This is a genomic window from Streptosporangium sp. NPDC049078, from assembly GCF_040648855.1.
In the GTDB taxonomy this organism is placed as follows: Bacteria; Actinomycetota; Actinomycetes; order Streptosporangiales; family Streptosporangiaceae; genus Streptosporangium.
The window spans coordinates 132,757-145,433 of record NZ_JBEZEL010000021.1; the positions used below are offsets into that span (position 1 = coordinate 132,757).

Sequence of the window (12,677 nt, forward strand, 5' to 3'; positions counted from 1 at the left end):
GCACAATTCCCTTATTCGAACTCACGCAGATCGAGGAGACCGCGATGGCGACCATGAACGCTTCCCTGGCCGACCGGGTGAACGAGCAGGACCTGAGCTTCACCGAGTTCCTCATGAGGACCTGGACCGGGTCCGAGAACGCCGGCGGGCACGCCGGTGACCTCGGAGGCACCGCGTTCGCGGGGTTCGGCGTCCTCCTCGGCGGCGAGGAGACGGCCGGGCCGCGTACGGGGATCGTGGAGCGCGCGCTCCTGGAAGACCTCGTCATCGAGGACCTCGACCACCCCGCTCCCGTCGTTGCCGCTTGGACCTACTGCGGATGAACCACTTCACTGAGAACGGGGCGAACTCACCGCTGATCGGATTCAAGCGCCACCTGCGGGCGGTGACGGTTCCGGGGGAGGCGGTCTATCTCACCTCGGCACGGGGGACGGTCGCCCTGTCCGGTGAGCAGATTCAGGCGCTCGCGCCGCTACTGGACGGTAATCACAGCCTGGCCGAGGTGCGCAGGCGGGTGGCGCCCGGGATCCCGGCCGCGCAGCTCGGCCGGCTCCTCGGCCGGCTGGCGGAGGCGAATCTCGTCGGGCCTCGCCGCCCGGAGCCCTCCCCGAGGGCCGACGCCGCCGCCGAGGCGTACTGGGACCTCGGGCGGCTGGACGCGGACCGGGCCGCGTCGGGGCTGGCGGAGTCGTCCGCCCACCTCGTCTCCCTGGGGGGAGTCGACACCAGGCCCACGGCCGAGGCGCTGCGGTCGATGGACGTCACCGTCGAGGAGGACGGTGACGGGTCCGCGACCCTGTTCCTCGTGCTCTGCGACGACTATCTCGACCCTGAGCTCGAACGGTTCAACGAACGGAGACTCGCGGACGGGCGGCCCTGGCTGCTCGTCAAGCCGGTCGGCGCCGACCTGTGGATCGGCCCGATCTTCCGGCCGAGGGAGGGACCCTGCCTGTCCTGCCTGACCACGCGGTTGCGTGCGCACCGGCGCGGGGAGACACGGCTGCGGAGCACGCCGGAGACGGGGGCCGTCAGGCCGCCCGAGGCGTCGCTGCCCCTCACCCGCGCCCTCGGGGCACGGTTCGCGGCGCTGGAGGCGGTCAAGTGGCTGGCCGGATCGCGCGACGAGCACCAGGACACGGTGTGGACGCTGGACACCTTCTCACTGCAGGGGGTGCGGCACCCCGTGGAGAGGCGCCCGCAGTGCTCTTCCTGCGGAGACCCCGGGCTGGTCGCGGAACGCGTCGGCAGGCCCGTCGCCGTCGCGTCCAGGAGTAAGGCGGCGGTGGGCGGCAACGGGCATCGCGCGCTGGAGACCGAACTGGTCTGGGAACGCTACCGCCATCTGGCCGACCCCCTCACCGGGATCACGGACGTGATCCAGCGCGACCCGCGCAGCCCCTCCTTCCTGCACTGCTACCTTTCCGGGCCGAACCTCGCCCTCACCGACGACAGTCTCTCCGCGATGAGGGCCGGCCTGCGCCGGCAGAGCGGGGGCAAGGGGAGCACCGACCTCGAGGCGAGGGTGGGCGCGCTCTGCGAGGCGGTGGAGAGACACTGCGGATCGCGGCACGGGGACGAGCCGACGGTGCGCGGCAGCCTCCGCGGCCTGGGTGAGCGGGCCGTGCGCCCCGACGAGTGCCAGCACTTCCACCGGCGCCAGTTCGAGGACCGGCACCGCTGGAACGCCGAGAGTTCGGCTTTCCAGCACATCCCCGAGCCGTTCGACGACGAGGAGGTCGTCGACTGGACCCCGGTGTGGTCGCTCACCGAGAAGCGGCAGCGCCTGCTCCCCACCGACCTGCTCTACTTCACCAGGGGCGGTCATCCTTCGCTGCGCGCGACCTCCAACGGGAACGCCGCGGGCTCCAGTGTGGAGGACGCGATCGTCCAGGGGTTCCTCGAACTGGTCGAGCGCGACGCGGTGGCCATCTGGTGGTACAACCGCACGCGTCAGCCCGCCGTGGACCTCGACTCGTTCGGCGACCCGTGGATCGCCGACCTGCGCTCGCGCTACGAGGGCATCGGCAGGGAGTTCTGGGTCCTCGACGTCACCTCGGATCTGGGCATCCCCGTGATGGCGGCGATCTCGCGGCGCGTCGACAAGCCGGCCGAGGACATCATGCTCGGGTTCGGTGCCCACTTCGACCCCCGGATCGCCGCGCGGCGCGCGCTGACCGAACTCGGGCAACTGCTTCCTGCCGTCGCCGGGGCACGCGCCGACGGGACGGGATACGGTGAGACAGATCATCACATCCAGGACTGGTGGCTCAGGGCGACGACGGAGAACCAGCCCTATCTGCGTCCGGGCGGGGATCGGGGGCCGCGGGCGCTGAGTGACTACGCCTACATTCCCCGAGATGACCTGCGGGAGGACGTCGAGCACATCGTCACACTGGCCGGGCGGGCGGGCCTGGAGGTTCTCGTCCTCGACCAGACGCGTCCCGACATCGGGATGCCGGTCGTCAAGGTGGTCGTCCCCGGTCTACGGCATTTCTGGGCGAGGTTCGGCCCCGGGCGGTTGTACGACGTCCCCGTCCGGCTCGGACGTCTTGACAGGGCGACGGCGTACGAGGATCTCAACCCGATTCCCCTGTTCATGTAGCCATTTTCCCGTCCCAACACGGATCAGGAGTCAACAGGATGGTCGGCGGCCAAGGCAATGATGCCGGTTCGCTCCAGATATTTCCCCAGTGGTCGTTCCGGGAGGACGTCTACATCGAACCGGAGCCGCACAGCGGAAGCGTGGTGGTGCACAGCCGCTGGGAGGACGTGATCCTGCCGTCCCCCGGACCCGCCGTGCTGGAGGCGATGCGCCGGATGAGCCTGGGGCCCATCCTGCTCGACAACGTCATCCGCGAGGAGGACGAACGGCGGGAGCTGGAGGCGATCCTCGACGGTCTCCAGCACATGGTGGTGCGCTCCTTCGGCTTCGATCCCGAGCAGCCGACGCTGTCGGTGATCCCGCTCACCCAGCGGGCGCGGTTCCGGCTGCCGGCGGTCCCTCTGCTCCACCCGATCCGCCTGTCGAGGTTCGCGCTGATCAGAACCGACGGCAACAACTACCACGTCGAGTCGCCGCTCTCGCTGCACCGCGTCATCCTGCACCGGCCCGACGCGATGGCCGGTGTCGGGTCGCTGATCCGCCCGGTCGCCCCCTCGGCGATCGGGCCGGAGTCCTGGCCCGTGGTCGCCTACCTGATGGCGGCGGGGATGGTGGTGCAGGCCGTGGAGGAGGACCCCTTCCAGCCGATGGTGTTCGAGGAGGACGTCGACCCCGCCCTCGTCGCCTGGACTCCCGTCGATCTCATGTTCCACACCCGTTCCACCCTCGGCAGGCACGATCACGACTTCGGGGCGACGTACCCGATGGGGGATCAGTGGAGCGTCGAGCCCGTCGTGAAGCCGGGGCCTCCGGAGGTCCCCGTCGGCGCGGAGCCGGCTCCCGTCGCGCTGCCCCGGCCGAAGTGGGGTGAGCTGCTCGCGGCGGATCCGCCGCTCACCGCGGTCGTCGAGGCGAGCAGGCACACCCGGCACTACGGCGAGCGGCAGCTGACGGCCGGTGAGCTGGGGGAGTTGCTGTACAGGACGGCCCGGGTCCGCTCGCTGGTCGGCTCGCCCGACGAGTCCTCGACGACCGCGACGAGCGATCGCCCCTACCCGAGCAGCGGGAGCTCTTATGAGCTTGAGCTCTACGCCACGGTGGACAGGTGTGCCGACGTGCCCCGGGGCATCTACCACTACGATCCGCTGCGGCACCGGCTGGAGCCGATCGGGTTCGACCCGGCGGACGTGGACGAGTTGCTGGAGACGGGCAAGGTGGCGGCGAACCTGGACGCGACGCCGCCCGTACTGATCACCATCACCGCGCGGTTCCGCAGGCTGTCGAGGAAGTACAACGGGCTGAGTTACTCGCTGGTCCTCAAGAACGTCGGGGCGCTGACGCAGACGCTCTCCCTGGTCTGCACGGCGATGGGGCTGGCGGCGTGCAGGCTGGACAGCGGCGACATCGAGGTGACGGGACGCGTCTTCGGCCTCGACTGGCGCGTCGAGTCGAGTGTCGGCGGGTTCGTCGTCGGCCACCGTCTCGTTCCCGAGCCGAGTCGGCTTTCCGGGCGATACGCGGCGAATGATGCCGAATGGGTTGTTCAGGCGAGGGCGGCACTCTCGTAATCCGATAGTTCGCCTTTCCCGTCGTTTCGCGGAGGGGATGAGGGCACGCACGGCGAGAGTCCGGTGAGCACCGCCCTCTCGCCGGACGTGCTTGAATCATGCGGTACGGCGACAACGCATGGTTTTCCACTGCTAGTCCCTGTCGATTCACCCAGAGCTACGCAAATAGGTCTATCTAAGCTTATTTAGCTGATATAGATTGCTTCAGGGTCTCGGGATGAGTGGGGACGGGAAACCGGTCGGGCTTCGAAGGAGACGATCGATGACGGTTGACGCCGACTCCCCGCAGGGCTGGCGCGGACTCGCCAGGTCGCTGCCCGGTTCATCTCGGAGAACCCGGAGAAAGCGGCACAGGGAGGGCGGACTCGCCGCCCCCAGGGTGGCACGCGCGATCATCGTCGCCGTTCTGTACGGCTACGTGTTCAACGCACTGATGTTCGTATGGGGAAGTGGCCTGCCGAGCACCGAACTGTCGGGCTTCGCCGGCTGTCTGCTGGCCGCGCTTTTCCTGCAACTTTCACATTCGACACAGGAGGCTCTGAGCTGGCCCGTACCGCTCCGTGTTCTCACACTTTCGGTACAGGCCATTGTTACTTTTCTGCCTTTCACATGGGTCGGCCCGCAGGCGGGATCCATCGCGGGATTTCTCGCCGGGTCCATGCTGCTGGTGGTGGCGGGGCCGTGGCGCTGGGGACTCTTCTTCGCCGTCGCGGCCGGTGTCGGCGTGCTGCTCGCGCTCAGGGAACAGCACCTGATGGTGGTGGACGTCGTCTACAGCGTGTACTTCACCCTGCTCACCGGGCTGATGGTGTACGGGGTCAGCTCGCTGGCGTCCCTGGTGCGGGCGGTCCACGCGGCGCAGGGGGAGTTCGCGCGGATGGCGGTGGCGCGGGAACGGCTGCGGGTGGCGCGGGATCTGCACGACCTGCTGGGCTACAACGTCTCGGCGATGACACTGAAGAGCGAACTGGCCTACCGGCTGCTGCCGGGGGCGGCCGAGCGGGCGCGCAGCGAACTCCGCGACGTCCTGGTGGTCGCCCGCCGCGCGCTGGCGGAGGTACGGGTGGTCGCGGGCGGGTATCTGCCCATGTCGCTGACGGCGGAGGCGGAGTCGGCGAAGGCGATGCTTTCGGTCGCCGAGATGCGGGCCCGGGTGAACGTTTCACAGGAGGGCCTGCCGGAGGCGCTGGACACGGTGCTGGCGATCGTGCTGCGGGAGGCGGTCACCAACGTGCTGCGGCACAGCAAGGCGCAGCACTGTGAGATCGAGGCGTCTGTGGAGAAGGGCCGGGCGCGGCTTCGGGTCTGCAACGACGGGGTCGAGCCGGAGCTGGGGGCGCGTTCGTTCGAGGACGGTACCGAGCCGAGGGCACGTTCGTTCGAGGCCGGTACGGGGCTGGGGAATCTCAAGGGCCGGCTGGAGGCGGCGGGCGGACGACTGTCGGTCACGGTCGACGACGAGTGGTTCCGGCTGACCGCGGAGGCCCCCGTGGCGCCGGTCACCGCGAGGGCCGCGGTTTCCCAGGCGCCGGGGATGTCCGGCACGCCGCAGGGCGAGTCCGCGCGACCGGACGCGCGGGATGACGGGCCACCGGGCAGGGGCCCGGCGCGGGCGTGGCATCTGCGGGTGGCCCGCTTCATCGCCGTGCTGGTGCTGTCGGGGTACGGCCTGCTCATCGTGGTCAACGTGCTGGCGCGGCCGACGAGCCCGCTCGAACTGGCGGGATTCACCGCCTGTGTCGCCGTGCTGGTCGGCGTGCAGATCGTCGACTCCCTGGGGGAGCCGCGTTCGTGGCCGGCGTGGCTCAGGAGGGCGACCCTGGTGGTGCAGACCGTCGCCACGCTCCTGCCGCTGCTGTGGATCGGCGCGCCGTGGGGTTCGATGGGCGGCTTCCTCGCGGGGGCGGTGCTGCTGATGGTGGCGAGCTTCTGGCGGTGGGTGCTGTACGCGGCGATCGGCGCCGGCGTGCTGCTGCTGTCCGTGCTGCAGGGCGACACGGTGGAGTGGACCGCGTACCTGGTGATCTCCACGCTGCTGACCGGCCTGGTGGTCTTCGGCATCGGCTCGCTGTCGGACCTGGTGGCGCGGGTGGACCGGGCGCGAAGGGAACTGGCGTGGATGGCGGTGACCCAGGAGCGGCTGCGGGTGGCGCGGGATCTGCACGACCTGCTGGGTAACGACCTCTCGGTGATGATCGCCAAGAGCGAGCTGGCGTACCGGCTGCTGCCGGGGTCGGCGGAGCGGGCGAAGTGCGAGGTGGCAGAGGTGCTGGAGATCGCGCGGCGGGCGGTCGCGGATGTCCGGGCGGTGGCCGGTGGATACCGGCACATGTCGTTCGGCGCGGAGTCGGACCTGTTGGTCTCCACACTCGCCGCCGCCGGAATCGACGTCGAGGTGAGGATCCCCGAGGACGTGGCCCCGGGGAATCTGGACGCGGTGCTCGCGGTCGTTTTGCGGGAGGCGGCCACGAACGTGCTGCGGCACAGCAGGGCGCGGCACTGCGTGGTCGAGATGGCCGTGGACGAGGCCGGGACGCGGCTGTGCGTGACCAACGACGGGGTGCCGCCGGGGACGCTTCCCGACGTCCGCGACGGCTCCGGGCTGGGGGACCTCACGGAGCGGCTGCGTGCCGTCGGCGGGCGGCTGACGGCCGAGGTCGTCGACGGCACGTTCCGGCTGGTCGTCGTCTTCCGTGCGGAGAAGCCGAGGGACATGCCCGGAGGCGTGCGGGAGGACGGGTCCGATGCCCTGTCCGGGGACATGCCGAGGGATGTGGAGGGAACGGACGGCGACGGGGGGTGATTCGGCCGGATCGTTCTGACTGACAAGTCAGAGTAAGCAGCTGTCAGATTCCGCTGGCATTGCCAAACGTAATTGACTGGGTACTATTCGGATCAAGATCGGTGGATCCAGTAAGCTTGATCGAACAGTGGTGAGGCGTACATGGAGGGGAGTCGCCTCGCGAGGTCGATCGAGAGACTGGTCACCGAGCCCCCCGTGACGACGATCGCGGGATCACCCGCGAGATCGAGAGCCCCTGTCGCGTCCGGGTGTCGTTTCTCGCCCTGAAGCCGAAGTCCGGACAGGAGTGCCGCTGTGCTGAAGATCCTCCTCGCCGAGGACGTACCGATGGTGCGCGGAGCGCTGGCGGCCCTCCTCGACATCGAGCCCGACCTCACGGTGGTGGCCCAGGTGGGCAGCGGGGACAGGATCGTGCCCACCGCGCTCGAGACGCGCCCCGATGTCGCGATCATCGATGTCGACCTGCCCGTGCTCGACGGTCTCTCCGCGGCGGAGGAGCTGCACGCGAAGCTGCCCACCTGCCGGACGCTGATCCTGACCGGCCTTGGAAGGCCCGGCACCCTTCGCCGCGCCCTGTCGGTCTCGGTCTCCGGCTTCCTGCTCAAGGACACGCCCTCGGAACGCCTCGCCCAGGCGGTCCGCGAGGTGGCCGCGGGGCGTCGCATCGTCGACCCGCAGCTCGCGCTGACCGCGTGGGACGTCGGGGAGAACCCGCTGTCCGGACGTGAGGTCCAGGTCCTGAGGCTGGCCGCGGGCGGCGCCGAGCCGCCGGAGATCGCGGCCATCATGCACGTGTCCGTCGGGACCGTGCGCAACTATCTCACCAAGACGGTCACCAAGCTGAACGCGAGGAACCGGGTGGACGCCATCCGTATCGCCACCGAGGCCGGCTGGATCTGACCGGCCTCCGACCGGCCGGGGTCGGGACCGTGCGCGACCATCTCGGCAAGACGGTCACCAAGCCGAACGCGGGGAACCGGGTGGACGCCGTCCGTCGGCTGGATCTGACCGGCCTCTGACCGATCAGGGCCGGCTGGGTCTGAACCGGCCGCGACCTCGCGTTTCTCCGGTCCTCCCGCCCTTTTCCCGGTCGCTGTTTCGTCTCTCCCGTTTTCTTCCTCGCCATTCCGTCTTCGCATCCTGAAAAGCATGTCTTATCGCGGGCCCATTGTCCTGATTTTGTTACCAGCTTAGCGTAATTGCTGGTAACAAAAAGAGCCGGCTTCCCACGGCCAGGAAAGGATGCCCGCAGATGAGTTCCAACAGGTGGCTGCACTACTTCGAGACGCAGGTTCCCCTCTCAGAGGAGCCGCCGAGGGTCGCGGCCAGGCTCGCCGCCTCCGGCCCGTACGCGGAGTACGTCGTGTACGAGAGCGGCGGCAAATGGTCCTACGCGGCAGGCGCGCGGGCCGAGGTCACGCTGGACCGCACCGGCGCCCGGCTGACCCAGGAGAACGAGCCCGACGTCGTCCTGCCCTGGAGCGACCGGCCGCTGCACCAGGTGGCCCGGCTGCTCGACATCGTGAAGGTCCCCGCCTGGCGCGCCTACGGCTGGGCGACCTTCGAGCTCTCCTACGCCAAGGACGGCAGGCTCGACCACGTCGGCGACAACCGGCTGCTGCACCTCGTGGTGCCGAAGGCCGAGGTCCGCATCGAGGACGGCCACGCCCACCTGCGCGCCGCCGACCAGGAGACGCTGACCGCGCTGCTGGAGACGATCTCCGGCCCCGCGGTCACCTCCGAGGCGCAGCCGAAGCCGCTGGACGTGCGCGAACGCGGCGAGGACGCGTACCGGACGGCGGTGCGGCTCGCGGTCGAGGAGATCAACCGGGGCGACCTGCACAAGGTCATCCTGTCGCGGGTCGTCGACGTCGACGAGGACATCGACCTGATCGCCACCTACCTCGCGGGACGCCGGGGCAACAACCCCGCGCGGTCGTTCCTGCTCAACCTCGGTGGCGTGGAGACGACGGGGTTCAGCCCGGAGATCGTGGTCAAGGTGTCCGCGGACGGCCGCGTGGTGAGCCAGCCGCTCGCCGGGACGAGGGCGCTCACCTCCGACCTGCTGGAGAACGAGAGCCTGCGCGCCGACCTGCTCGCCTCCGCCAAGGAGATCTACGAGCACGCCATCTCGGTGAAGGTCGGCACCGACGAGCTCGTCGACGTCTGCGTGCCCGGCTCGGTCGAGGTGCCGGAGTTCATGGCGATCCGCGAACGCGGCAGCGTCCAGCACCTCGCCTCCCAGGTGTCCGGCAAGCTCGCCCCCGGCCTTCGGGCGTGGGACGCCTTCGGCGCGGTCTTCCCCGCGGTGACCGCGTCCGGCGTGCCCAAGGAGGCCGCGTACACCACGATCCGCAGGCACGAGCCCGAGTCGCGGGGTCTGTACAGCGGGGCCGTGCTCACCGTCGACCACAACGGCGAGATGGACGCGGCGCTCGTGCTGCGCAGCGCCTACCGCCAGAACGGCCGCACCTGGCTGCGCGCCGGGGCCGGCATCGTCGGGCAGTCCACTCCCGAGCGGGAGTTCGAGGAGACCTGCGAGAAGCTCGACAGCGTGGCGCGCTACCTGGTTCCCGCCGGCGGGAGAGGCGCCCTGGCGGCCGACTTCGCCGCCTCCGCCGGTCTCGACGCCGGCCTGGACGCGGGCCTGGTCCCCGCCGCAGGGGGAGGCGTCCTGGCTGACGACTCCGCCGACCTGCTCTCCGCCGTGGGGGGAAGCGCGCGATGAGGGTCGACGACATCTACCTCGCGGGGGTGGGCACGTACCTGCCCCCCGTGGTGACCACCGAGCACGCGGTCGGAAGGTCCTGGTACGACCGGGCCGACCGCGAGGCCTCCGGGATGGAGGCCGTGATGGTGGCCGGCGAGACGCCGGCACCGGAGATGGCGGCCCGCGCGGCCCAGGTCGCGCTGCGCCGCTCGGGCCACGGCCCCGACGACTTCGGCGCGCTGCTGCACAGCGACAGTTACCACCAAGGGCCGGACGGTTGGTCGGCGCCGCACTACGTGCTGCGCAGGACGCTGGACCGGCCGATCACCGCCCTGGAGATCCGGCAGGGCTGCCTCGGCATGATCGCGAGCCTTGAGATGGCCGCGCACCGGCTCATCGCCGACCGTGGCAGGGACCGCAAGGACGCGGTGCTGCTGACCGCGGGCGACAACTTCTCGGCCCCGGGGGTGGACCGGTGGCGGGCCTCCAGGATGTTCCTGCTCGCGGACGGCGGCGCCGCCGCGGTGGTCTCGCGGCGCGGGGGCTTCGCCCGGGTGCTCGCCTTCGGGACGGTCTCCAACCCCGGGATGGAGGAACTGCACCGGGGCGGGGAGGTCATCTTCCCGCCGGGCGTCACGATCGGCCGCTCGCTGAACTTCGAGGAGCGCAGCGACTACTGGCGCAGGCAGTGGGCGGCGGGCATCGCACCCCCCATGGGGCACTTCGGCGAGTGCGTCGCCGAGGCGGCCGACCGGGCGCTGGAGGAGGCCGGGATCTCCATGGAGAAGGTCACCCGCGTCTGCCACACCGCCTTCGCGCGGAACTCCCTGGAGGCGATGTTCCTCGACCCCCTGGAGATCGACGCGGACCGGGGCCTGTGGGACTTCACCCGGAGGATCGGGCACGCCGGCGCCGCCGACCCGTTCATCGGCCTGGAGCACCTGTGGACGAGCGGACAGGTCGTCCCCGGAGACCACGTGCTGCTCATCGGCAGCGCCCCCGGCATGGAGGCCGGATGCGTGGTCCTGGAGATCATCGCCCCGTACGAGCCCGGCGACCACGGGTCTGAGAGCGACGAGGCAGCGAGCCGCGGAGCCGAGAGCCACGAGCTCCAGAACGACGACCACGAGCCCGAGGACCAGGAGATCCAGCACGACGACCACAAACGCCCGGGGCACGAGCCGCGAGACGGCGACCAAGGGCCCGAGAACCGCGAGCCGGAGAACGGAGGCCGGTAGATGCTTGACGGATGCACACCGTGGCCCGAGGAGTTCGCCGCCCTTTACCGGAGTGAGGGCCTCTGGCGCGGAGAGCGCCTCGGCGACCTCCCGAGGGCCTGGGCGCACGCGTTCGGAGACCGTACGGCACTGGTCGCCGGAGATCTGCGCCTGTCCTACCGGGACCTGGAGAACCGGATCGACCGGATGGCGGCGGGATTCCATCGCCTCGGGGTCGAGCCCGGCGACCGGATCGTCCTGCAACTGCCCAACGTGCCCGAGTTCGTCATCGTGGCCTTCGCGCTCTTCAGGGCGGGCGCCAAACCCGTCTTCTCTCTCGCGTCGCACCGGGCGAACGAGATCAGGCACCTGTGCGAGCTGTCCGGCGCGTCCGGATACGTCGTCCCCGGCGTCTATCGCGGGTTCGACCACACCGCGCTCGCCCTGCGGATGGCCGACGAGGTGGCGAGCCTGCGCCAGATCTTCGTCCTGAACGCGGAAAACGGCGAGGAGAGCGACGCGGGGAGCGGCGCCGAGACCGGCACGGCCGGTGCGACGGTGATCCCGCTCGCGCGGGTGGACGCCGACCCGGTCCCGCTTCCCGACAGCGACCCCTCGGACGTGGCGTTCTTCCTGCTCTCCGGCGGGACGACCGCGCTGCCCAAGCTGATCCCGCGTACGCACGACGACTACGTCTACCAGACAGGAGCGGTGGCCGAAGTCTGCGAGCTCGGCGCGGACGACGTCTACCTGGCGGCGCTGCCGGTGGAGTTCAACTTCACCTGGGGCTGCCCGGGGGTCGTCGGCACGCTCGGCCAGGGCGGCACGGTCGTGCTCGTCGAGACCCCGGTCGCCGAGGACTGCTTCCGCGCGATCGAGCGGGAGCGGGTCACCGTCACCTCGGTCGTCCCCACCGTGGCGCAGCTCTGGCTGGAGGAGGCGGCGTGGGGGGAGGCGGACCTGTCCAGCCTGCGCGTGCTGCAGATCGGCGGGGCGAGGCTCCAGCCGGAACTGGCCGCGCGGATCGAGCCCGAGCTGGGCTGCCGCCTCCAGCAGGTGTTCGGCATGGCCGAGGGACTGCTCTCCATGTCCAGGAAGGGCGACGACCCCGAGTCCGTCGTACAGACCCAGGGGCGGCCGATCTCACCGGCCGACGAGGTGCGGATCGTCGACGAGCACGACGCCGAGGTGCCCCCGGGCGTCACCGGCGAGCTGCTCACCCGCGGCCCGTACACCCTGCGCGGCTACTACCGCGCCGAGGAGCACAACCGGCGGGCCTTCACCGAGGACGGCTTCTACCGCACCGGCGACCTGGCCAGCCTCACCCCCGAGGGGAACCTCGTCATCGAGGGGCGGCTGAAGGACGTCGTGATCCGCGGCGGAGACAAGATCTCGGCCGGAGAGGTGGAGGGTCATCTGCTCACCCACCCCTCGGTCGCGAGGGCGGCGGTCGTACCGGTGCCCGACGAGTTCCTCGGCGAGCGGATCTACGCGTTCGTCGTCCACCGGGGCGAGAAGCCGGCGCTGGCCGAGCTGAAGCGGGCGCTGCACGAGCGCGGGCTGGCGGAGTTCAAGCTGCCGGACCGGGTGGAGTTCGTCGAGGACTTCCCGCTCACCCCGCTCGGCAAGATCGACAAGAAGGTGCTCGCCGCCGCGGCGAAGGACCCGGCCCTGTCCCGCGACTGGGCGCCCGCGCCGTCCACCCCCGACCCCCGGGACATCCCCGACCACGAGAAGACCCTCGTGCGCCCGCTCGCACGTCAGGAAAGGTGAACCA

Annotated in this window: 8 protein-coding genes; all 8 read left to right on the plus strand. The window is 70.4% G+C overall.

The window, feature by feature from the left end; all coding sequences use genetic code 11:
• Nucleotides 1–44 precede the first annotated feature (44 nt).
• Complete coding sequence (locus AB0B90_RS31810; RefSeq protein WP_350945192.1) at nt 45–323, plus strand: hypothetical protein; 279 nt, start codon at nt 45–47, stop codon at nt 321–323.
• Nucleotides 320–2,602 (plus strand): TOMM precursor leader peptide-binding protein, encoded by a 2,283-nt coding sequence (locus tag AB0B90_RS31815; protein ID WP_362926142.1) that lies wholly within the window; start codon nt 320–322, stop codon nt 2,600–2,602. Before AB0B90_RS31810 ends, AB0B90_RS31815 begins: the two co-directional genes overlap by 4 nt.
• 38 nt (nt 2,603–2,640) lie before the next feature.
• Nucleotides 2,641–4,170 (plus strand): SagB family peptide dehydrogenase, encoded by a 1,530-nt coding sequence (locus tag AB0B90_RS31820; RefSeq protein WP_350945194.1) that lies wholly within the window; start codon nt 2,641–2,643, stop codon nt 4,168–4,170.
• Between the two features lie 262 nt (nt 4,171–4,432).
• Entirely contained in the window at nt 4,433–6,973 is a 2,541-nt protein-coding gene (locus tag AB0B90_RS31825) for a histidine kinase (protein ID WP_362926143.1), read from the plus strand.
• Nucleotides 6,974–7,267: 294 nt separating this feature from the next.
• Entirely contained in the window at nt 7,268–7,873 is a 606-nt protein-coding gene (locus tag AB0B90_RS31830) for a response regulator transcription factor (RefSeq protein WP_350945196.1), read from the plus strand.
• Between the two features lie 352 nt (nt 7,874–8,225).
• Nucleotides 8,226–9,701 carry a salicylate synthase gene (locus AB0B90_RS31835; protein ID WP_350945197.1) on the plus strand — a complete coding sequence of 492 codons (1,476 nt, stop codon included), beginning with the start codon at nt 8,226–8,228 and terminating at the stop codon, nt 9,699–9,701.
• Nucleotides 9,698–10,921 (plus strand): ketoacyl-ACP synthase III family protein, encoded by a 1,224-nt coding sequence (locus AB0B90_RS31840; RefSeq protein WP_362926144.1) that lies wholly within the window; start codon nt 9,698–9,700, stop codon nt 10,919–10,921. Before AB0B90_RS31835 ends, AB0B90_RS31840 begins: the two co-directional genes overlap by 4 nt.
• Complete coding sequence (locus AB0B90_RS31845; RefSeq protein ID WP_362926145.1) at nt 10,922–12,673, plus strand: AMP-binding protein; 1,752 nt, start codon at nt 10,922–10,924, stop codon at nt 12,671–12,673.
• Nucleotides 12,674–12,677: the final 4 nt, after the last annotated feature.

What these genes read in the sequence shown, in the direction of transcription:
- AB0B90_RS31845 (WP_362926145.1), top strand. Translation starts at nt 10,922, where the DNA reads ATGCTTGACGGATGCACACCGTGGCCCGAGGAGTTCGCCGCCCTTTAC.
- AB0B90_RS31840 (WP_362926144.1), top strand. Translation starts at nt 9,698, where the DNA reads ATGAGGGTCGACGACATCTACCTCGCGGGGGTGGGCACGTACCTGCCC.
- AB0B90_RS31810 (WP_350945192.1), top strand. Translation starts at nt 45, where the DNA reads ATGGCGACCATGAACGCTTCCCTGGCCGACCGGGTGAACGAGCAGGAC.
- AB0B90_RS31820 (WP_350945194.1), top strand. Translation starts at nt 2,641, where the DNA reads ATGGTCGGCGGCCAAGGCAATGATGCCGGTTCGCTCCAGATATTTCCC.
- AB0B90_RS31825 (WP_362926143.1), top strand. Translation starts at nt 4,433, where the DNA reads ATGACGGTTGACGCCGACTCCCCGCAGGGCTGGCGCGGACTCGCCAGG.
- AB0B90_RS31835 (WP_350945197.1), top strand. Translation starts at nt 8,226, where the DNA reads ATGAGTTCCAACAGGTGGCTGCACTACTTCGAGACGCAGGTTCCCCTC.
- AB0B90_RS31815 (WP_362926142.1), top strand. Translation starts at nt 320, where the DNA reads ATGAACCACTTCACTGAGAACGGGGCGAACTCACCGCTGATCGGATTC.